15 protein-coding genes are annotated in these 21,598 nt (G+C 68.5%); 8 read left to right on the forward strand and 7 right to left on the reverse strand.

The annotated features are described in order from the left end of the window. Window positions 1-3: 3 nt before the first annotated feature. Window positions 4-300, reverse strand: a complete 297-nt coding sequence (locus VNJ48_RS09765) for a hypothetical protein (protein WP_325601540.1) — start codon at window positions 298-300, stop codon at window positions 4-6. 167 nt (window positions 301-467) lie between these two features. Here VNJ48_RS09765 and VNJ48_RS09770 point away from each other — a divergent pair, with 167 nt between their 5' ends. After that, window positions 468-1,382, forward strand: a complete 915-nt coding sequence (locus tag VNJ48_RS09770; RefSeq protein WP_325601542.1) for a hypothetical protein — start codon at window positions 468-470, stop codon at window positions 1,380-1,382. Here VNJ48_RS09770 and VNJ48_RS09775 read toward each other — a convergent pair whose 3' ends face one another. Then, window positions 1,383-1,595 (reverse strand): hypothetical protein, encoded by a 213-nt coding sequence (locus tag VNJ48_RS09775; protein ID WP_297735416.1) that lies wholly within the window; start codon window positions 1,593-1,595, stop codon window positions 1,383-1,385. 71 nt (window positions 1,596-1,666) lie between these two features. Between VNJ48_RS09775 and dapA the strand changes: the two genes are divergently transcribed. From dapA to VNJ48_RS09790, 3 genes are read left to right on the forward strand one after another with little or no spacing between them, the layout of a single operon-like run. Continuing rightward, window positions 1,667-2,557 carry a 4-hydroxy-tetrahydrodipicolinate synthase gene (gene dapA / locus VNJ48_RS09780; protein ID WP_325601545.1) on the forward strand — a complete coding sequence of 297 codons (891 nt, stop codon included), beginning with the start codon at window positions 1,667-1,669 and terminating at the stop codon, window positions 2,555-2,557. Between the two features lie 8 nt (window positions 2,558-2,565). Beyond that, window positions 2,566-4,257: a ribonuclease J gene (locus VNJ48_RS09785; protein ID WP_325601547.1), complete on the forward strand. Its 1,692-nt coding sequence runs from the start codon at window positions 2,566-2,568 to the stop codon at window positions 4,255-4,257. A 6-nt stretch (window positions 4,258-4,263) separates the two neighbouring features. Beyond that, window positions 4,264-6,102, forward strand: coding sequence for a HAMP domain-containing sensor histidine kinase (locus tag VNJ48_RS09790; protein ID WP_325601549.1), 1,839 nt, complete (start codon window positions 4,264-4,266; stop codon window positions 6,100-6,102). Window positions 6,103-6,175: 73 nt separating this feature from the next. Here the strand turns inward: VNJ48_RS09790 and VNJ48_RS09795 are convergent, their stop codons facing one another. After that, a complete protein-coding gene (locus VNJ48_RS09795; RefSeq protein ID WP_325601551.1) occupies window positions 6,176-9,049 on the reverse strand; it encodes a M4 family metallopeptidase in 2,874 nt (957 codons plus the stop codon). Window positions 9,050-9,292: 243 nt separating this feature from the next. Continuing rightward, window positions 9,293-12,487, reverse strand: coding sequence for a M4 family metallopeptidase (locus VNJ48_RS09800; protein ID WP_325601553.1), 3,195 nt, complete (start codon window positions 12,485-12,487; stop codon window positions 9,293-9,295). A gap of 257 nt (window positions 12,488-12,744) precedes the next feature. On the opposite strand from VNJ48_RS09800, the gene VNJ48_RS09805 reads away from it, so the two are divergent. Continuing rightward, window positions 12,745-15,408: an FtsK/SpoIIIE family DNA translocase gene (locus VNJ48_RS09805; protein WP_325601554.1), complete on the forward strand. Its 2,664-nt coding sequence runs from the start codon at window positions 12,745-12,747 to the stop codon at window positions 15,406-15,408. Beyond that, window positions 15,408-17,183 carry a helix-turn-helix domain-containing protein gene (locus tag VNJ48_RS09810; protein ID WP_325601556.1) on the forward strand — a complete coding sequence of 592 codons (1,776 nt, stop codon included), beginning with the start codon at window positions 15,408-15,410 and terminating at the stop codon, window positions 17,181-17,183. The genes VNJ48_RS09805 and VNJ48_RS09810 overlap by 1 nt, the downstream gene beginning before the upstream one ends. An 18-nt stretch (window positions 17,184-17,201) precedes the next feature. On the opposite strand, the gene VNJ48_RS09815 is transcribed toward VNJ48_RS09810, so the two are convergent. From VNJ48_RS09815 to VNJ48_RS09825, 3 genes are read right to left on the reverse strand one after another with little or no spacing between them, the layout of a single operon-like run. Next, complete coding sequence (locus VNJ48_RS09815) at window positions 17,202-17,618, reverse strand: universal stress protein (protein WP_325601558.1); 417 nt, start codon at window positions 17,616-17,618, stop codon at window positions 17,202-17,204. A 4-nt stretch (window positions 17,619-17,622) separates the two neighbouring features. Then, complete coding sequence (locus VNJ48_RS09820) at window positions 17,623-18,894, reverse strand: APC family permease (RefSeq protein WP_325601560.1); 1,272 nt, start codon at window positions 18,892-18,894, stop codon at window positions 17,623-17,625. After that, complete coding sequence (locus VNJ48_RS09825) at window positions 18,852-19,166, reverse strand: hypothetical protein (protein WP_325601562.1); 315 nt, start codon at window positions 19,164-19,166, stop codon at window positions 18,852-18,854. The genes VNJ48_RS09820 and VNJ48_RS09825 overlap by 43 nt, the downstream gene beginning before the upstream one ends. 132 nt (window positions 19,167-19,298) lie before the next feature. Between VNJ48_RS09825 and rimO the strand changes: the two genes are divergently transcribed. Together rimO and pgsA are read left to right on the forward strand one after the other, a co-directional pair. After that, window positions 19,299-20,801: a 30S ribosomal protein S12 methylthiotransferase RimO gene (gene rimO, locus VNJ48_RS09830; protein ID WP_325601564.1), complete on the forward strand. Its 1,503-nt coding sequence runs from the start codon at window positions 19,299-19,301 to the stop codon at window positions 20,799-20,801. Beyond that, entirely contained in the window at window positions 20,798-21,418 is a 621-nt protein-coding gene (gene pgsA / locus VNJ48_RS09835) for a CDP-diacylglycerol--glycerol-3-phosphate 3-phosphatidyltransferase (RefSeq protein ID WP_325601566.1), read from the forward strand. The genes rimO and pgsA overlap by 4 nt, the downstream gene beginning before the upstream one ends. Window positions 21,419-21,598 lie beyond the last annotated feature (180 nt).

A 21,598-nucleotide genomic window follows, 5' to 3' on the forward strand; every position in this document is an offset into this window, starting at 1 on the left:
TGCTCAGGAGTAGCGGTGGCTCTTTGCGGCGTGGCCCTGCTCGCGCGTGCACGTGCGACCGCTCATGTTGCGGTGACCGCAGAGGGGCTCGTCCGCCGGTGCGGCTGACGGTGCGGCCGCCTGCGCGACCTGGGGTTTCGCGGCGGTCTTGGCTGTAGCTGTGCCGGCCGGCTGGGGGGCCACCGGCTTCTTGGCGGCCGACCCAGAGTCCTTGCCCGGGTCCTTCAGCGTCTTCGATCGGGCGACCATCTCCGCGTGCTTCGCCTCGCGCATGGCGCGCAGTCCGTCCATCTTGCTCATCGTGTGATCACGTGAGGAACGCTAGCCGCCGCCGCCGACAGGGCCGTCGACAGGGCCGTCGTGCGTGCATTTGAGTCAATGAATTTCGCCGGACCCGTCGAGCTCGGGGCGGATCGGGACGTCGTGGCTGTCAGGGCCGACCCGCGCGGTGGGCTATGTTCTCCGCCATGACTCGGGGGACTCGGACGCTCACTGCTGCACTGCTGACCCAGGCACTCACGTGCCTGCTGCTCGTCGCCACCGCCTCGCCGACGACGGCGGAGGAGGGCGCCTCGACCTCGACGGTCCAGGCTCCGCATCTGCCGGGGGGCGGCAGGACGGTCTTCGGGAAGAAGCGTTTCCTCACTGCGTTCTACGGCACCGCGGGCACCTCGTCGCTCGGGGTGCTGGGGGAGACCGACCCCGACAGGGCGTTCGCCCGGATCAAGAGGGCGGGGAAGCCCTACCTGCTGCGCGGTGAGACCTTGATGCCGGTCTACGAGCTGATCGTCACCGTGGCCGACCCGTCCGACAACCCGAGCGCCGCCGGCGACCACAGCCACGACATCCTGCACAGCCACGTCGAGAGCTACATCGAGGCCGCGCACCGCAACGGGGCCCTGCTGCTCCTGGACCTGCAGCCGGGACGGACGGACTTCCTCGAGACCGCCAAGCGATGGCAGTGGGCGCTCGAGGACCCCTGGGTCGGCCTGGCGCTCGACCCGGAATGGCGCGTCGGCCCCACCGAGACACCCGGACAGACGATCGGGTCGGTGAGTGCGAAGGAGATCAACCGGACCGCGGGCTGGCTCTCCAGGCTGACCACGAGCAACGGACTGCCGGAGAAGCTGTTCGTCATCCATCAGTTCCAGGACGGCATGGTGCCCGACCTCGGCAAGGTCCGCGCTCGCGACGGACTCGCGATGGTGCAGCACGTCGACGGGTTCGGCAGCCCGGCGGACAAGCTGGCGACGTACGCCGCAGTCGCCCGTCCGCGGAAGTTCACGATGGGCTTCAAGGTCTTCTACGACGAGGACCTGCCCCGGATGCGCCCGCGCGACGTGCGCCGGCTCAAGGGCGTGAGGTTCGTGTCGTACCAGTGATCAGAGCTTGGCGAGCTTGCGGTACGGGCTCGTGATGCGGAGGTGCTGGCCTCGGAAGTCGACGGTCACGGCGCTGGCTTCCTGGTTGACGACACGGCCGATGCCGTGGGCGTCATGGCAAACCTGGTCGCCCACCGAGTATTCCTCGATGGTCGGCTCGGGTTCGGCGGCGAAGGGGCTGCTGGCGAGGTGGCGGCGCACTGGAGTAGTCATCAGGACCAGTATGCGCCTTCTTCGAGGAGTTCGGGGACTTCGCGGCGGTCCGGTCGGGATAGCCTGAGCCCATGACAACCGCAGCACCGTTCGGTCGCCTGCTGACCGCGATGGCGACGGCGTTCCACGAAGACGGGTCGGTCGACCTGGACGGGACCGCCAAGATCGCCCACCACCTGGTCGAGAACGGCAACGACGGCGTCGTCGTGAGCGGCACCACAGGGGAGTCCCCGACCACGTCGGTTGCCGAGGACGGCCAGATCCTGCAGGCAGTCGTGGACGCCGTCGGCGACCGCGCCTTCGTGCTGGCCGGCGTCGGGACCAACGCGACCGCGCACTCCGTCGAGCTCGCCGAGCAGGCGGCCAAGATCGGGGTGGACGGACTGCTCCTGGTCACCCCTTACTACAACAAGCCGAGCCCTGCCGGGGTCCTGCACCACTTCCGCAGCGTCGCGCAGGCCACTGACCTGCCGGTCATGCTGTACGACGTCCCGGCGCGCACCGGTCTCCCGATCGCCCGCGAGACCTACGAGCGCGCCAGCGAGCTCGCGACGGTGACCAGCGTCAAGGAAGCGACCGGCAACGCCGCCCAGACGGTCATGCTGACCACGCTCGGCTACTCCGTCTACTGCGGAGACGACGCCGCGACGCTCGGCTATCTCGCGTATGGCGCCGACGGGCTCGTCAGCGTGGTCGCACACGCCGCCGGTCGCGAGCTGAAGGCGATGATCGAGGCCTTCTGCGCCGGCAACCCCGCCGAGGCGCTTGCCATCCACACCCGGCTCGCGCCGGCCTTCGACGCCGTCATGGGCGTCGCCAACTACGGAGCAACAACCGCGAAGGCAGCCCTTGAGCTGCTCGGCGTGCTCGACAACCGGAACGTGCGAGGTCCGCTCGTTCCGCTCGACGAGGACGAGGTCACCGCGCTACGCGCGGGGCTCGCCGCGTCGGGCCTGATCTGAGGAGTCCCTTGAGTCATCCACATCCCGAACTGAACCCACCCGCACCACTCGTCGAAGGAGGACTTCGCGTCATCCCGCTCGGCGGCCTCGGCGAGATCGGTCGCAACATGACCGTCTTCGAGTACGCCGACCGGTTGCTGATCGTCGACTGCGGCGTGCTGTTCCCCGAGGACCACCACCCCGGCGTCGACCTGATCCTCCCGGACTTCGAACCCATCCGGGACCGGCTCGACAAGGTCGAGGCACTCGTGCTGACCCACGGCCACGAGGACCACATCGGCGCCACGCCCTACCTCCTGCGCGAGCGCGGCGACATACCCCTCGTCGGCTCGGAGCTGACCTTGGCGCTGCTCGGCTCCAAGCTGCGCGAGCACCGCCTCAAGGAGACCGTGCACCACACCGTGGCCGAGGGGGAGACGATCACCTTCGGACCGTTCGTCCTCGAGTTCATCGCGGTCAACCACTCCATCCCCGACGCGCTCGCCGTGTGCATCCGCACCGGCGCCGGCGTGGTGCTGCACACGGGTGACTTCAAGATGGACCAGCTTCCCCTCGACGGCCGCATCACCGACCTCAACGAGTTCGCGCGGTTGGGCGACGAGGGTGTCGACCTCTTCATGACCGACTCCACCAACGCTGAGGTCCCGGGGTTCACGACCCACGAGAAGGACATCGGGCCCGTCCTGGACCGTGTCTTCGCGAAGTCGAGCCAACGGATCATCGTGGCCAGCTTCGCCTCGCACATCCACCGGATCCAGCAGGTCCTGGACGCGGCGGTGGCGCACAACCGCAAGGCGGCCTACGTCGGACGCTCGATGGTCCGCAACATGGCGATCGCCAAGGAGCTCGGCTACCTCCACGTGCCGGCCGGGGTGCTCGTGGACGCCAAGGAGCTGGCCGAGCTCCCGCCCGACCGGCAGGTCCTGATCTCCACGGGCTCGCAGGGCGAGCCGATGAGCGCGCTGAGCCGGATCGCCAATCGCAGCCACGCGTTCGTGCACCTCGAGGCGGGTGACACCGTCGTCCTGGCGAGCTCGCTGATCCCCGGCAACGAGAATGCCGTCTACCGCGTCATCAACGGGTTGTCGCGCTGGGGTGCCAACATCGTGCACAAGGGCAACGCCATGGTCCACGTCAGTGGGCACGCCAGCGCCGGCGAGCTCCTGTACTGCTACAACATCGTCAAGCCGCGCAACGTGCTGCCGATCCACGGCGAGATCCGGCACATGCGAGCCAATGCCGAGCTGGCGATCGCCACCGGCGTGCCTCGCGAGCGGGTCGTGATGGCCGAGGACGGCGTCGTCGTCGACCTCGTCGACGGCGTGGCCAGCATCGCGGGCAAGGTCGAGTGTGGCTACGTCTTCGTCGACGGCTCGACCGTGGGTGACGTGACCGAGACGAAGCTCAAGGACCGCCGCATCCTCAGCGAGGAGGGCTTCATCTCGGTGATCGTGGTCGTCGACTCGGTCACCGGCAAGGTCTCCGCCGGACCCGAGATCCATGCGCGGGGTTTCGCCGAGGACGACTCGACGTTCGACTCGCTCAAGAAGCCCATCATCGAGGCGCTCGCGAGCGCGGCTGCGGACGGTGGGGCCGATTCCTACCAGATGCAGCAGACCGTACGCCGCATCGTCGGTCGCTGGGTGAACAAGACCCACCGCCGGCGGCCCATGATCATCCCTGTCGTGATCGAGGCCTGAGCCCACGTGGACGCAGACGGAGGGGCGGTGCAGGTCAACGGGTCTGGCTCGGCTGAGAGCCAGCCACCCGCACAGGCCCTGCAGCGCCTCTCCGAGCTCGTCCGTCGCGTCAACTCCTCGACCGACACCGCACAGGTGCTCGAGGAGGTCGTCAACGGGGTGCACGAGGAGCTCGGCTACGGCGTGGTGGCGATCAGCCAGCTCGAGGGCGACGTCCTCGTGATGGTCGCGGTCGCCGGCCCCGAGGACGTCCGACAGCAGATCCTGGGTCGGCGGACACCGGCGGTCAGCATCCTGGACGAATACCGGGCCGCGGACCACTGGGGCATCCTCCGCTACGTCCCGCATGGCCGGATGGCATCGGACCAGATCGAATACGCCTGGATCCCCGACATCGACGCCTCCGAGGACCCCGAGGCCTGGCATCCCGAGGACGCGCTGTACGCCCCGCTCTACTCTGCGACGGGCAAGCTGCTGGGCAACATGTCGGTGGACCTCCCGCGCGGGATGCGCCTGCCCGGGCAGGCCGAGCGGGACCTCCTCGAGATGTTCATGGTGCAGGCCGGGCTGGCCCTCTCCAACGCGCAGCAGCGCGAGCGCCTCGCCCAGCAGGTGCGGCTCGGAGCGATCGTCAAGGAGGTCGCGCAGGCCGGCAGCAGGGTCGGCATAGACGCCGTCCTCGGGATCGCCACCGAGGCGATCAACCGCGGCTTCGGCGCTGCCCAGACGTGGGTGCGTTGCCACCCGGACGGGGAACGTGGACGAGAGGTGTCCGCGGGGCACCCGAGGCCCAACCTCGTCTCCACCGGGATCGAAACCCTGAATGCCGACCTCGCGCAGGCGGCATGGCCCGCGCGACGGCTGGTCTCGATTCACGTCGACGACTCCGAGTCCGAGCTCGTGCCGGCCAGTCGTGTGCGCCTGCAGCAGGCGATCGCCGCGGGCGGTGCCGCGCACGCGGTGGTCGCGCCGGTGGGTGTGGGGCTGGAGCTGTTCGGCTACCTCGTCATCGGGTTCCGTGAAGACCAGCCAGCCCCCGGCTCCGAGGAGCTCGACACCATCTCCGAGGTCTCGCGCGAGCTCGGACGGATGATCCAGAGCGCCCGCCTGTTCGAGACCGAGCACCGGCTGGTCTCCGAGCTGCGTGAGCTCGATCGTTACAAGGGCGAGCTCATCGCCACGATCTCCCACGAGCTCAAGACGCCCCTGACCACCATCATCGGCCACATCGAGCTCCTGGAGGAGGGGCAGGGCGAACACGTCGAGGAGGGCGGTTCCGTTGCCGCGATCCGGCGCAGCGCCGACCGGCTCGACCGGTTGATCCAGAACCTCCTCGACTATGCGCGCGTGCAGGAGCGTCGGGAGTTCGTCCGCCGCGACCTCCATCTCGTCGAGCTGGCTGAGTCGGCGATCGAGCTGATGACGTCCCAGGCGAAGGCGGGCGGGGTGCAGGTGGTCCTCGACGTTCTCCGCCCCGAGGTGGTCGTGCGGGGAGATGCCGAGGAGCTCGGCACCGTGCTCAACAACCTCGTCAGCAACGCCGTGAAGTACACCCGTCCCGGCGGTCGCGTCGCCGTCGAGATCGACTCGTTCGAAGCCTGGGGGAGGGTGACCGTGAAGGACACGGGAATCGGGATCTCCCAGATCGACCGCAGCCACCTGTTCTCCGCGTTCCACCGGTCGAGCAACCCCGAAGCGCTCTCGATCCCCGGCACCGGCCTGGGACTGGCCATCTCCCGCCGCATCGCCGAGTCCCATGGCGGCAAGATCGATGTTGACTCGACCTTGGGTCAGGGCAGCACCTTCACGCTGTTGCTGCCGCGCACGGCGCCCGAGGCCCCCTGACCCAGGAGCCAGGGCCTCGACCACGAAGGGCCCCGACGCCATCGCGTCGAGACCCTCCGAGGGTGATGCTTGATCAGCTCTTGCGACTGCGGGTGGACGACACCGTCGCGGCGGCGAGTGCGCAGGTCACCACCTCGATGTTGTCGACGTACCAGCCCTCGAGGCCACCACATCCGTCCCGGCCGATGTCGAACCGGAAGGTGACCTTGTCGCCTGCCTTGACGCCCGCCTTCGCCAGATCGACCTGCGAGGTGCCCCACGAGCCACCGATCTCGCCACCGTCGGTCCCGGTGAAACCATCTTCGCCGGCCATCGGGTTGGTGTTGGTGGAGGCGTCGGTCAACTTGCTCGGCGCGTTGAAGACGTAGGCGCTGGCAGGGATCACTGCGTAGGCGCCCCCGTTGACGCTGATCTTCACGTTGCCACCGTCGTAGCCGGACTCCGTCGAGACGTAGTGCTCGAAGGACATCCGGGCACTCTGGTTCCCGGCCGGGATCGTCACCATCGGGCTGACGATCGAGTCACGGCTGGAGAAGTCGCCGGCGCCATTGGAGCAGGCGCCCCGGTCGGGCGCCGGACCGTAGGCGACACCTCCGGCGTGACCGCCGGGCGCGTTCGTCGAGGCCTCCCATGCTGCCCCGAAGCCACCGCTGAACATGACCTGCTGCTCGGTGCTCCAACCAGCGAGACCGTCTTCGAAGTCCTCGCTCCAGACCTGGGTCTCAGTCCCACCCGTGCCGCACAGAGCCGGCGTGTTCGGGTCGAGCAGAGGCTTGAAGGCACACTGCGTCGGGTCGGTGCGGAGCTCCACAGCGGCCGCCATGTTGGCAACTTGTGCACAGTCAGCCCTGCGGATCGGGGCAGTCGGGGCCTTGGTGCTGGCTTTGGTCGACAGCGCGGTGATCGGCTGGCCCACGAGGTCGCTGCACGAAGCCGCCAAGGCGTCCGCGTGGTCGGCGAAGTCGCTGGTCGGCGTCTGGTACTGCGTCATCGCACGGAAGTACATCGCCGCGGACTTGTCCAGACCGAGTCCCTTGACGGTGACGCCGTTGTAGGTGCCGCCGTCGACGAGCAGGGCGTAGCCGTGGTTCGGCACGCCGGAGTTGCTGTGCACGCCGCCGCCATCGTCGGTTGCGCAGTAGTACTCCGCGTCGGAGACCTTGCCGGGGTCGCCGTAGCAGGTCGGGTTCCACATGTCGCGGATCGCGCCACCGAAGGCAGTGGAGTCCTCACCCATCAGCCAGCGGAACGAGTCGTGCCGCGTGCCCGATGCGTCCTTCATGGTGACGTTCACAGCTGTGCCGTTCGCCAGCTGGGACTTGATGAGATTGCCGTCACTGAGCCGGATGCGCACCGCCGGGACAGTCACAGCCGGGTCGACGCCCGACATTCCACTGGGCGTGGCTTCGACGTTGTCGGCGACAAGGACCGCCTTGGCGCCCGCGGCCTGGGCGTTCTTCACCTTGATGGTGAAGGCGCAGGCGCCGCGATCGACCAGGGCGATCTTGCCGGCGACCACCGCACCGTTGGTGAGTGCGGTGCAGGCGTCCGAGGTGCTCGTGCTGGGCGTCCCGTCGGGCGCCGGGGCGCCGTTGTCCACGGCGAGGGCGACGTCACCGGACACGCCTGCACCGTCGAGCTGCGGACCGAAGGACGCGGAGCCAGCTTCGCACTCCTTGGCGATGCTAGCCGGGGAGTTGATCAGCACGACGGGTCGTGCGGGGGAGTGCGACGAGCACACACCCATCGGGCGCTTCGCGTTGATGTCGCCCTCGTCGGCGTCCATGCGGCCGTTGATGAGGTCGACGGTCTCACCCCAGATGTCGGAGTAGGACTCGTTCAACGCCCCCGACTGCCACTGGTAGATCAACCCGTGCGTGTACTCGGTGTACGCGTGACCCCATTCGTGGGCCACGACGTCGTCGGAGGAGACGCCGCTGCAGTAGTTGGTGGTGACGCCGTTCCAGTTGGCGTTGGGGCACGAGATCGAAGGGTCGTTGTTGACCGTGATCATCTTGTGGCCGTTGCCGTCGTAGGAGTCGCGGCCGAAGGCGTTCTGGAAGAACCAGTAGGACTCGCCGGTGGCGAGCAGCTCATTCTGCTGGTCGACGTCGAGGCGACCGGGGAACTTGTCACCCTCCTTCCACTTCAGGCCCCTGCGGCTGTAGGTCGACTCGTAGAGCTCGCGGTAGAGACCGTCGTGGATCAGGGAGTAGCGGTTGACCAGCTTGCCGGTGGAGGCATCGAGGAAGAGCATGTCGCGCACGTTGGCGTTGTTGGTCACCTCGACGACCCACGCGAGGACCGCCTTGCCGCTCTCACCCTTGGTCGCACCGAGGCGGTAGACCGTCAGGTCGGTCGACGCGGCACGGATGCCGGTGGTGTCTGCGTCCCCCTCGTGACCGGGCGGGGCCGCGCGCACGGTGCCGACGGCACGCTCGGCCGCGGACGCGGCGTCGATGCGCGGCAAGGTGTTCAGGTCGAGCGACGGTGCGGCGTACCCGTTGACCGACGTGAGGTCGCCCTGCTTGTCCACGTGGGCGCGGAGCATCGAGCCGAAGACGGAGACGCCTTGGTAGGACTGGGTGTAGGTGACCGTCCAGCCGGTCTCGGTGGCCACGGTGCCGCTGCGCTTGAGCTCGCCGGGACGGGCGCCGAAGTTGGCGGCGTACTTCTCGAGGTAGGCGTCAGCCTTGACCCCGGCAGCGGCCTGGTTGACTGCTCCCTTCGACGGCATCAGGTCGCCGTTGCCCTTGAGCCGGATGAAGCCCACCCGGCCCGTTGCGCTCTCTCCTGAGAGCGAGACGAGTCCGTCCGCTTCGTTCTTCATCGCCTGCACGCCGTTGTCGGCAGCGGGTGCGCTCGTGGCCTGGGCCTGCAGCGTCGGGATGGCTGCAAGGCCAGCCCCCAACACGGCCAGCGCCGTAGCGTGGGTGAGGAGCTTCACTGGGGGTCCTCCATGCTTTGAAACCACACGGATCCGGATCGCCCGAGTGATCTGGACCACCATCGCAAGAACTTCGCGCGTTGGGAACAGTTGGGGGGAGGAAGTTTCCCTCCCCCCGCTGCGGCAGGAATCTTTGTGTGATTTCCCCGGGGCGTTGTCCTCGGATGACGTTCCGCGAGAAAAGGGACGGGGCCCGGTGGAGTTCTCCACCGGGGCCCCGCCCTGTTCTTCAGGCTGTGCAGGTCAGCGAACCACCCAGAACCTCAGCCTGTCACGGCTGAAGTTGTGGGTGGCGTCACCCTTGTAGGTCGCGACCATGTGGTGCATACCGATCGCGACGTTCTTCTTGAACCACATGACGGCGCGGCCGTCCTTGAGGGTTGCCACTCCGACCCTCTTGCCATCAAGGCGGAACTTGATGATGCCGGTGGGCGTCTTGCCACCACCCAGCGAGTCGACCGTGGCGACTGCCTTGAAGTTCTGCCCGAACTCCGGCTTCTTCGGCTTGACCTTCACCAAGGTCTCGGTGTCGAACTTGCTCGGCACCGGGGTCGGTGTCGGCGTCGGGCTCGGCGGAGTGGTGGGCGCCGGCTTCTCGCACGCCTCCACGACCACGTTGTCGACGTACCAACCATCGAGACCGCCACAGCCGTCACGACCCATGTCGAAGCGGAACTTGATCGTCTGGCCAGGTGTGGCCAGGCCGGTCAGGTCGATGATCGACGTGCCCCACGAACCGCCGAGCTGTCCACCGTCGGTGCCGGTGAAGGCAGGCTCCTCACCCATCGGCACGGTGTCCGCGGAGAGCTCGCCGGCTGGCGCGTTCAACAGGTACTTGTCGGCGGGGATGAGTGTGAAGGCTCCTCCGTTGACACTCACCTTGACGTTGCCGCCGTCGTACTCCGCCTCGGTCGCCACGTAGTGGTCGAACGAGACACGCGGCGTGCTGCCTGCAGGCATCGTGATCGCCGGGCTGATCAGGCCGTTGCGGCTGGTGAGGTCACCAGCTCCCTCGGTGCACGCACCACCTTGGGGGTCGGGCCCGAAAGCAACGTCGCCCTCGTAGTCGGCCGGCGCCTCGTCAGAAGCTTCCCACGGGATGCCGTCTCCGCCTGCGTACTCGACCACCTCGTCCTGGGTCCAACCGGTGAGTCCGTCCTCGAAGTCCTCGGTGAAAGCGGCCGTCGTGGTGGTGCCGGAGCCACAGCTGAGGTCCGTTGCGCCCTGCGCCAGCAAGGGCTGGAAGTCGCACTGCTCGGCCGGGTCGAGCCGCAGCTCGGTCTCGGCGATTGCGTTGGCCAACGCAGCGCAGTCCGCTGCGGTCGTACCGCCCGCAACCACTGCAGGCTGCACGAGACCGCCGTCAGATCCGTCCGGGTCCACGGGGTTCCCGAGGCTGACCCTTTCGAACGACACGCCCCGGAGAGCCTGGCAGGAGGCCTCGAGGCCGTCGGCCAGGTCGGGGAAGTAGGACGAAGGTGTCAGGTAGTTGAGCTGCGTGTGCCAGAACAGCCACGCCGCCTTGTCCAGACCGATCGCCGGAACACCGGGGTAGCCGTCGACGAGCATCGCGAAGGTGCGGTTGACGACACCGGAGTTGACGTGCACGCCACCGCTGTCACTGTCATCGCAGTGGTACTCGGCATCCGAGACCTTGCCCGGGTCGCCATAGCAGTTCGGGTTCCACATGTCGCGGATCGCACCGCCGAACGCGGGGTCGGTCTCGCCGGACAACCAGCGGTGGGTCGGGTCTGCGGCGGCCGGCACGGCGGCAACCGTGAAGTTGACGGGACCGCCGGCGGTCTTGAACTTCGTGCCGTCAGCCTGGCTGACCATCACGCCATAGATCCCGGCCGAGCCGGACGGCGAGAAGGGGTCGCCGGGCTGGTTGTTGCCGATGACGATGCCGATCGCTCCCGCAGCTTCGGCGTTGGCAGCCTTGGTGGCGAAGCTGCAGACGCCACGGTCGACGTAGACCCACTTGCCGGCGATCGCAGCCGCGTTGGTGAAGGGTGCGCAGCCGTTGAGAGCGTCGTCCACGACGGCAGTGCCGTTGACGGGCGTCTCGGTGATCTGGGGTCCGAAGGCCGCCGGAGCGGCGTTGCACGGACCCGCAACAGTGTCCGGAGCCGTGATCGTCATGGTGATCTCGGACCGCGTGTAGTCCGAGCAGAGGCCAGGGGTCCGAAGGACGGTGCCGCCGGGCGAGTTGGGCTCACCCACCTCGTTGTGGCGGGTGTTGAGCATGTCGACGGTCTCACCCCAGATGTCGGAGTAGGCTTCGTTCAAGGCGCCCGCCTGCCACTGGTAGATGAGACCGGACGTCGACTCGGTGTAGGCGTGGCCCCACTCGTGGGCCACCGTGTCGTCACCCGTGACGCCGGTGCAGTAGTTGGTCGAGAACCCGTTCCAGTTGGCGTTGGGGCAGCTGATGTTCGGGTCGTTGTTGACCGTGTACATCGTGCCGCCGTTGCCGTCCCACGAGTTGTAGCCGAACGTGTTGCGGAACATCCAGTAGGACTCGCTCGCGCCCAGCGCCTCGTTGCGCTGGTCCGCGTTGAGCGCCGCGAACTCCGCGTCGTTGCCTTCGCTGTAGACCCGGGCGTAGTCGACGAAGTCGTCGTTGGGGTTGGCGGGAGTGCCGTTGTTGTTCAGCGAGGCCTCGTAGAGCTCGCGGTCGAGCGCGTGCGCGATCATCGACCAGCGGTTGAGGGGCTTGTTGGTGGCGGCGTCGAGGACCAGCGTCTCGCGGACGGTGGACTTGTTCCACACCTCGACGACCCAGGCGAGCTTGGCGACGCCGTCGATGCCGCGGGTGGTGCCGGTCCGGTAGACCTCCAGGTCGGCAGAGCGGACGACCAGACCCTTCTCGAAGCCGGCCGGCAGACCGTCCTCGTATCCGTCGGGGTCCGTCTTCACGAGGCTCAAGGCCCGGGCCGAAGCCGCGGCCTCGGTGACGCCGGGAGTCACAGAGAGGTTGAGGTCGGGGGCGATGAAACCGTTCACCGACGTCAGGTCGCCCTCACGGTTGACCTGGGCCTTCAGCTCACCGGCGAAGACCGGGACGCCCTTGTAGGACTGGGTGAACGTGACCGACCAGCCGGTGTCGCCCGCGATGACTTCACTCTGGGCGAGCTCAGCCGGACGGGCGCCGAAGTTCGCGGCGTACTCGTCGAGGTAGGCGTCAGCCTTGTTGATGGCGCCCGTTCGGCTGGCGGCCTGGACAGAGGGCATCAGGTCGCCCTGGCCGGCCAGCCGGATGAAGCGGACCCGGTCGGTGGCGGGATTGGCTGCGACGACGGCACGGCCGGTGGCCGCCGACTTCATGGCTTGCACGCCGTTGTCATCGGCGGGGGTTGCTTGCGCTTGCAACGCGGGGACGGCCGCTAGGCCAGCTCCCAACAACGTCAGCGCGACTCCTTGGGTGAGGAGTTTCACGTGGGGCCTCCATGGTTTGGATCCACCCAGGACACAGTGCCCCGAGTGACCTGCGACACCATACGAAGCATTTTCCGTCGCGGGAAGCCCCGAACGGACACTTTCGCGCAACGTCTGGTTCATGGCACATTTCCTTTCGAAGCTCCAGCACGAGATGGGGGGAAGCATTGAACGCCCCCCACCGGCAGGGGCGACTGCCCGCCGACACGCTCCTGTGATGCATGGGGCTGGTGTGACTTGTGAACTAGGGTCCAGGCATGGCGACCCGTACGTCTTCCCCGCCGGGTTCGCGGAGTTCGAGCACCTCTGGTTCCACCGCCTCGCGCGGCAGCACCAAGTCGAGTTCGAGCACCCGATCCCGGGGTACCAGCTCCAAGCGTCCGACCACCCGGCCGGCGCGCGGCAAGTCCGCGCCCGCTCGCGGGTCGGGCAGAGGTTCGAGCAGGGGTCGGGGGAGCGCCCCGACGAAGCGGGTCGCACCTCGCGCCGTACGCAATGGACCAGGACCCGTGTCCCGCACCTTCGGCGTGCTCGGCCGCGCCATCGCGTCCGTCTGGCTGGGCCTGGCCCACGCGATCGGCGCCGTGGCACGCTCCATCGGCCGGTCGGCCCGTGACCTCGAGCCCGAGCACCGCCGCGACGGGGCCGGGCTGTTCCTGATCGGTCTGGCGATGGTCATCGCGGCAGCCGTCTGGTGGCAGCTGCCCGGTGGCGTCATGGAGTTCTTGCGCCAGATGACCGCCGGTGCTGTCGGCAAGGTCGCCTGGCTCGTGCCGTTCTTCGTCCTGTACGCCGGATGGCGCACGTTGCGCGACCCCGAGACCAACGGCCCCGCCGGTCGTCAGCTCATCGGCTGGACGGCCTTCGCGCTGGGTCTCCTGGGCATCGTCCACATCGCCAACGGCAACCCCCAACCCGAGCTCGGTGACGCCAGCAGCCTGCAGCAGGCCGGCGGGGCCGTCGGGTTCGTGATGTCGAGCCTCCTGCTCGACCTGCTCCGCACGCCCTACATCGTGGTCCCGCTGCTGGCGATCCTGGCGTTCTTCGGCGTGCTGATCATCACTGCCACCCCCGTCTACCAGATCCCCGCCAAGCTGGCGGCTGCCCGCGACTCGGTCCTGGGGCGCACGCCTGCGAGCGAGAAGCCGGCCGAGGAAGCCACTGGTCCGATGCGCACGCGCCGCAGCATGCTCGACGGTGCGGCGGACATCGACCCGGACATGGGCGACAGTCCCTATGACACCCCGATGCTCGAGGATCGTGAGGTCAAGAGGCGGCGCAAGAACAAGGGCCTCGTCGACCCCGAGAGTGGTGACGCCGGGATCGACCTGTTCGCGGACGCGCCGACCGAGCTCACGCCGGTCGTGGCCGACGCCGACGCCATCGGTGACCTCGTCCCGCCGCCGCACACCCCGCTGCCCGAGCGCGTCGAGCAGCTCGCGCTCTCCGGCGACATCACCTACTCCCTCCCGGGCAACGAGGTCCTCAAGCCCGGTTCGGTGCACAAGGCACGCTCGAAGGCCAGTGACGCCGTGGTCGAGCGGCTCATGCAGGTCATGGAGGAGTTCGGCATCGACGCCGCCGTGACGGGCTACACCCGAGGCCCCACGGTCACCCGCTACGAGGTCGAGCTCGGCCCCGCAGTGAAGGTGGAGAAGGTCACCGCGCTGTCGAAGAACATCGCCTACGCCGTCGCGTCCGCGGACGTGCGCATCCTGTCGCCCATCCCGGGCAAGTCCGCGATCGGCATCGAGATCCCCAACCTCGACAAGGAGATCGTCTCCCTGGGCGACGTGCTCCGCTCCAACACCGCCCGATCGGACCACCACCCGATGGTGGCGGGCCTCGGCAAGGACGTCGAGGGTGGCTTCGTGGTCGCCAACATGGCCAAGATGCCCCACCTCCTGGTGGCCGGCGCGACGGGTTCGGGCAAGTCGTCCTTCATCAACTCGCTCATCACGTCAGTCCTGATGCGCTCGACGCCCGACGAGGTCAGGATGATCATGATCGATCCGAAGCGGGTCGAGCTGAACGCCTACGAAGGCGTTCCGCACCTGATCACCCCGATCATCACCAACCCGAAGAAGGCCGCCGAGGCGCTGGCCTGGGTGGTGCGCGAGATGGACATGCGCTACGACGACCTGGCGAACTTCGGGTTCCGGCACGTCGACGACTTCAACAAGGCGGTGCGGGCCGGCAAGGTCGAGGTGCCGCCCGGGAGCGAGCGCAAGCTGGCGCCGTACCCCTATCTCCTTGTCATCGTCGACGAGCTCGCCGACCTGATGATGATCGCCCCGCGCGATGTCGAGGACGCGATCGTCCGGATCACCCAGCTCGCTCGAGCCGCAGGCATCCACCTCGTGCTGGCGACCCAGCGGCCCTCCGTCGACGTGGTCACCGGGCTGATCAAGGCCAACGTGCCGTCCAGGCTGGCGTTCGCGACGTCGAGCCTCGGCGACAGCCGGGTCATCCTCGACCAGCCGGGTGCCGAGAAGCTCGTGGGCCAGGGCGACGGGCTCTTCCTGCCGATGGGGTCCAGCAAACCGGTGCGCGTGCAGGGGTCCTGGGTCACCGAGGCCGAGATCCAGCAGGTGGTCAACCACTGCAAGGCGCAGCTCGAGCCGACCTACATCGAGGACGTCACGGCGCCGCAGCAGGCCAAGCGCGAGCTCGACGACGACATCGGCAACGACATGGAGCTGGTCATCCAGGCCATCGAGCTGGTCGTGTCGACACAGTTCGGGTCGACCTCGATGCTCCAGCGCAAGCTGCGCGTCGGTTTTGCCAAGGCGGGGCGCCTGATGGACATCCTCGAGAGCCGTGGGGTCGTCGGCCCCAGCGAGGGGTCGAAGGCGCGCGACGTGCTGGTGAAGCCAGATGAGATCGACGCTGTGATTGCCACTCTGGAGGGGGACGCGTGATGGGTGCTGCCGAGCTCTACGAGGAGTCGGATGCCGTGGACGCGGCCGAGCCGAGCCATGAGGCACTGTCCCTGACACCCGATGCCGTCGAGGTACGCCGCAACGCGGGCCTCGCTGCCGGCCTGGGGGCGCTCGCCTCGGCACTCGCCATCGCCTACCTCGCCCGTGCCGTCGGCGGCGGGGGAGTCCTCGACAGCGTGCTCGCCCTGGGGATGGGACTGCTCGGCGGCTACTGGTTGCTCACCTTCTTCGATGCCCGCACCCCGCTGCTGGTGGCGGACGCGCACGGCGTGCGGATCCGACTCGGACGCACCTGGCGCGGCCTGCCGTGGAGTGCGGTCCAGCGCGTTGAGCACATGCCGCGGCGAGGGCTGCTGCGCGACGGCCGGCTGGTCATCCACCCGCACAACGAGGAGAAGCTCCTCGCCGAGCTCGACGGCTCCAGTCGTCGCCGTGCTGCCCTGTCGACCCGTCTGCACGGCGCGCCCTTCGCGCTTCCCCTCGGTCTCTCGACCCGCGTCGTCGGAGCCGGTGACGACGTGGGCGCCGCGATCGATCGCGTTGCTGAGGCGACCGGTGCCGTCGTCGTCCTCGACGTCGACGTCGACGAGCCCGAGCTGGACGACGCAGAGCCAGCGGCCGACACCGACGAGCGCCGCACCCACCCGACGTGGCGTGACCCGCGCCCCCTGCTCGCAGCGGCCATCGCGAAGCTCGCCGAGCTGGCACCCGAGCGCCGGTCGGGCCTGACTGACATCGGTCAGGCTGACCCGACCCACGACGTGGACGAGGAGGCCGAGGAGGAGACGATCGTTGCCAGCGCAACCCCGTCGCCCCTTCGTGTGTCCGACGTGGGACGCCGCAGCGAGGTGCGCAAGGACCTCGTCGCGTCGTTGCCCGGCGAGGAGGACGAGCTGCACGGCCGCGAGCTTCGCCGGCCGGGCAGCGTCAGTCTGGTCGAGGACACCCAGGTCTGGGGCGACCGCGTGCGACCGATCTCTCGTCCGGGCGAGGTCGTCGCCCCCCTGGTGCTCGACGACTTCGAGGTGGAGCCTGCGCTCGACCCGGTCATCGGACCCGAGCTCCACGCCGCCCGGACCCGCCTGGGACTCAGCGTCGACCAGCTCGCCGACCGCACCCGCATCCGCCCGCACGTGATCGAGTCGATCGAGGTCGATGACTTCGTGCCCTGCGGCGGCGACTTCTACGCCCGCGGTCACCTGCGCACCCTTGCGCGGGTGCTGGGGGTGGACGTGGCACCGTTGCTGGCCGCCTATGACGAGCGATACGCCCATGCCGACATCAACCCGCGTCGCGTCTTCGAGGCGGAGCTGGCCACGGGCGCCAACGGTTCCATCCGCGGCACCAAGGGCGGTCCCAACTGGTCGCTGCTCGTCGCCGTCGTGATGGCCGTCGTCCTCTGCTGGTCAGTGGCGCGTCTGGTGATGGACCCACCGACCGAGCTGCGCGGCTCCGCTCCCGTGCTCAACGGATCGGGAGGGCCCGGCGGAGGGTCCGGCTCCGCCCTGGGTGACCCCGTGCCGGTCGTGCTGAGCGCGACCAGCGGGGGCGCACACCTCGTGGTCCGTGACGGCGCCGGCAAGATCGTCTTCAAGGGCAACCTTGCCGTGGGTGACGTCAAGAAGGTCGCCGCCGCGCCGCCGGTGCGCGTGCAGACCACCGACGGTGCGGTCACCGTGGCCCTGGACGGTCAGGCAGCCAAGCCGATCGGCGAGCCCGGCGTAGCGGGTCAGGGCACCTACGTCGCTCGCTGATCGTCCGGCGCTCAGGTCTCAGCGGGTCGCCGGCACGCAGAGCACCGGTCGGTTGGCGACGTGCAACAGCTTGTGCGGCGTCGAGCCGAGCAGTGCCCCGCGGAACGGACTGTCGCCCGCCGTTCCCACCACGATGACCGTGGCGTCGAGCTCGTCACCCACCGCCATGAGCGCGTCGGCCGGCTTGGCGTTGACCAGCCGCACGGTGGTGGACACACCCGCGGCCGTCGCCCGGTCAAGGGCGTGGGCGGTCGCGGTCCGACCCATCTCCATCAAGGCGTCACGGTGCGAGTGGGCCTCCTCACCCATGCCCCCGGGTGGGGCGGCGCCGTACACGAGGACGAGGTCCTCGTTCCACTTGGTCGCGACCTCGATGGCGGCCTTGAGGGCCGCATCGGACCCGGGTGACTCGTCGTAGCCCAGCAGCACCGTCATGAGTTCAGCCTTCCAGTCCGTCAGGGTCGGGTCGCGCCGGCTTGAGACCGTGCACGACGTCGGGATCGGGGAGCGAGGGACGCTCTGCCCAGTAGCGACGGCCCTGTGCGCGCCAGACGAACATGAAGACCACGCCGACCAGGAACACGCCCACCCCGATCACCAAGGGCGGGCCGACGCCGAACCAGGCCTGGCCGCTGTAGGAGTTCGCGGCGTCCGACTGGTCGCGCACGGCCAGCCCGAGCAGCCACAGGAGCATGAGCGATCCGGTGACCGGACCGACGCCGATGAGGAGGAAGTTGCGCACGCTCTCCGTGAGGTGCCTGCGGTAGTACACCGCGCAGGCGATGCCGGTCAGGGCGTAGTAGAAGGCGATCAGCAGTGCCAGGGCGGTCAGGGAGTCGAAGAGGGCGTTCTCGCTGACGAGGAACATCCCGACGTACCAGATGATCGCGATCACCGCGACGAGCCAGGTGCTCACGTCGGGCGTGCGGTGACGCGGGTGGATCCGGCCGACCTGGTGCGGGATCGCTCCGCGTCGCGCCATCGACAGCCCCGTGCGTGATGCGGGCAGGATCGTCGTCTGCGTGGAGGCGATCGCCGCGGTGGAGACCGACAGGAGCAGGACCCAGTCCCACGACCCGAGGACCTCGCTGGCGAGTGTGTAGAAGACGAACTCCTCCTCGCCGGCGTTGTCGCTGAGCCACTGGGTGCCGGCGAAGGCGACCACCGCGATCGCGACCGAGACGTAGGTGAGGAGCAGGATGAAGGTGGAGAGGAGCGCCGCACGTCCGGGGGTCTTGGCGCCGTCCGTGGTCTCCTCACTGAGGTTGACCGCGGACTCCCATCCCCAGTAGGCGAACACGCCGAGCAGCAGACCTGAGCTCAGGGCCGCGCCGCCGGCACCGAAGGGGTTGAGCCAGCCCACGGAGGGCGTGATCTCGTCGAGAGGGCTGTCGCCCTGGAGAGCGCGGTAGGTGGCCACCGCAGCGAAGACCAGCAGCGACACGACCTGGACGAGGATGAGGATGTTCTGCAATCGCGCCGAGACATCGGTCCCGAGCACGCAGATCCACGTCATGAGGAGCACCAGCGCCACGGACGCGGGCACACGGATCCAGGCGTTGTCCCCGGCCTCGATCAGTGCGGTGCTGTTGAGCAGCTCGCCGAACCCGTACAACCCGAAGCGGATCCCGACGTCGGCCAGCGAGCCCACGATGAGCACCCCGGTCATCATGATCGCCCAGCCGCCCAGCCGCCCAGCCAGCCGAACCACGGGCCCATGGCCCGGGTCACCCAGCTGAAGGTCGTCCCGCAGTCGGGGTCGACCCTGTTGAGGTAGAGGAACGCGGCGGCGATCAAGGCCATCGGGACGAAGGACGCCAGCAGGATGCCGGGTGCGTTGACCCCGGCCAGCGCGGTCATCGCACCGATGACCGCGGCGAGGGAATAGGCCGGCGATGTCGAGGCGAGCCCGATGACGAGGGCATCGGTGAAACCGATGGCACCAGCCTTCAGCTCGCCCTGCTGGGTCTGGGACTGCGTCATGGGACCTCCGCCCGTCGGTGCCACTGTCTATCGGATCAGGCGCGCTGAGGGAACAACGAGATGCGACGGTGAGACGGCTCACCTCTTCGTTGTTGCGGGGTCCGGACAGTTGGACCGGCATACTCAGGGGCGATGACGACCTCCACCCGCCCCAGCCCTTCCCCGACCGCTGCTGCTGCTGCCGAGACGCCCATGAGCGTGGCCGTGGTGACGTTGGGGTGTGCGCGCAACGAGGTCGACTCCGAGGAGCTCGCCGGACGCCTCGAGGCGGGTGGCTTCGTGTTGGTGGCCGAGCCGGCCGACGCCGACACCGTCCTGGTCAACACCTGCGGCTTCGTCGAGGCCGCCAAGAAGGACTCGGTCGACACGCTGCTGGAGGCGGCCGACCTCAAGCAGCACGGCAAGACACAGGCCGTCGTGGCGGTGGGCTGCCTGGCGGAGCGCTACGGCAAGGACCTGGCCGAGTCGATGCCCGAGGCGGACGCGGTCCTCGGGTTCGACGACTACCCCGACATCGCCGCCAAGCTGCGATCGATCGTGGCGGGGGAGACCCACCACGCCCACACCCCGTCGGACCGTCGACGGCTGCTCCCGATCTCCCCGGTGGATCGGGACGCGTCCGCGATCTCGATGCCGGGTCACGCCGACAACAGGGCCACCGACGAGATCGGCCAGGGTGCGCCGGCGACCGGTCCCCGCGTCGTACGCCGCAGGCTCGACAGCGGCCCGATGGCGCCGCTCAAGCTGGCGAGCGGGTGCGATCGCCGGTGTTCGTTCTGCGCGATCCCGAGCTTCCGTGGTTCCTTCGTCAGTCGTCGCCCGAGCGACGTGCTGCAGGAGGCTCAGTGGCTCGCGACCCAGGACATCAAGGAGCTCTTCCTCGTCAGCGAGAACTCGACGTCCTACGGCAAGGACCTCGGCGACCTGCGGCTGCTCGAGACGATGCTGCCCGAGCTCGCTGCCATCGAGGGCATCGCCCGGGTGCGGGTGTCCTACCTGCAACCTGCCGAGACCCGGCCCGGACTGATCGAGGCGATCGCCGACACCCCGGGCGTCGTGCCCTACTTCGATCTCTCCTTCCAGCACGCCAGCGCGACGGTGCTGCGCCGGATGCGTCGCTTCGGCGACCCGGACAGCTTCCTGGACCTCCTGGCGCGCATCCGCACCCTGAGCCCACTTGCGGGTGTCCGGTCCAACGTCATCGTCGGCTTCCCCGGTGAGACGGAGGACGACCTGCAGACGCTCTGCGACTTCCTCGAGGCCGCTCGGATGGACGTGACCGGCGTCTTCGGCTACTCCGACGAGGACGGCACCGAGGCGGCGACCTACGACGCCAAGCTGGACGAGGACGAGGTGCGCGCTCGGACCGAGCACGTCACCGGCCTCGTCGAGGAGCTCAACGCCCAGCGTGCCGAGGAGCGTATCGGCGAGACCGTCTCCGTGCTCGTCGAGTCAGAGGAGGACGGTGTCGCCGAGGGCAGGGCCGAGCACCAGGGTCCTGAGGTCGACGGCACGACGACGCTCGAGGGTGTCGCTGGCTTCGCGATCGGCGACCTCGTCACGGCGACGGTGGTCGCGACCGACGGAGTCGACCTCATCGCCGCACCGCTCACGGACTCGGGAGACCAGGCATGAGCAGCACCGAGCACCAGGTCTCCAACTTCAACATCGCCAACGTCCTGACCACCCTGCGCATCGCGATGGTGCCGTTCTTCGGCTGGGCGCTGCTGCAGGACGACGGCAACTCGACGATGTGGCGGTGGATCGCCTTCGCGCTGTTCGCCGTTGCCATGATCACCGACAAGATCGACGGCGACCTCGCGCGCAAGCACAACCTGATCACCGACTTCGGCAAGATCGCCGACCCGATCGCCGACAAGGCCGTCACCGGCATGGCCTTCATCGGCCTCTCGATCGTCGGGGACGTCTGGTGGTGGGTGACGATCGTCGTGCTCGTGCGCGAGTGGTCGGTCACCCTGCTGCGCCTCTCGGTCCTCAAGGACGTCGTGATCCCGGCTGCCCGCAGCGGCAAGATCAAGACCACCCTCCAGGCGATCGCCCTGTCCGGGTTGATCTGGCCGCTTCCCCACGGGGATGCTCACGGTGGGGCCTTCGACTTCTGGCCCGGGCCCCTCGGCGAGGCGCTATTTTTCCTGGCCCAGGTCTTGTTGGCGGGAGCCGTTGCGATGACACTGTGGTCGGGCTACGAATTCTTTCGCGACGTACGCCGTGAACGCTCGCAGCGCAGCTGACGCCAAACCGTTACCGGCCGTTGGGCAATACGTCGCCCGCAGGGGTAGAACATCCCCACTTCGGGTGGCACACTCCACCCTCTGCGGCAGTTGACGCAGGGATACCGGCAGATAGGAAACGCCGGGCTACTGTTCGCCAGCGTGGACGTGAGGGGTCTCACATCGCGCGCCCCGGGAGCC

The sequence above is a fragment of the Nocardioides sp. genome, from assembly GCF_035576065.1.
In the GTDB taxonomy this organism is placed as follows: Bacteria; Actinomycetota; Actinomycetes; order Propionibacteriales; family Nocardioidaceae; genus Nocardioides.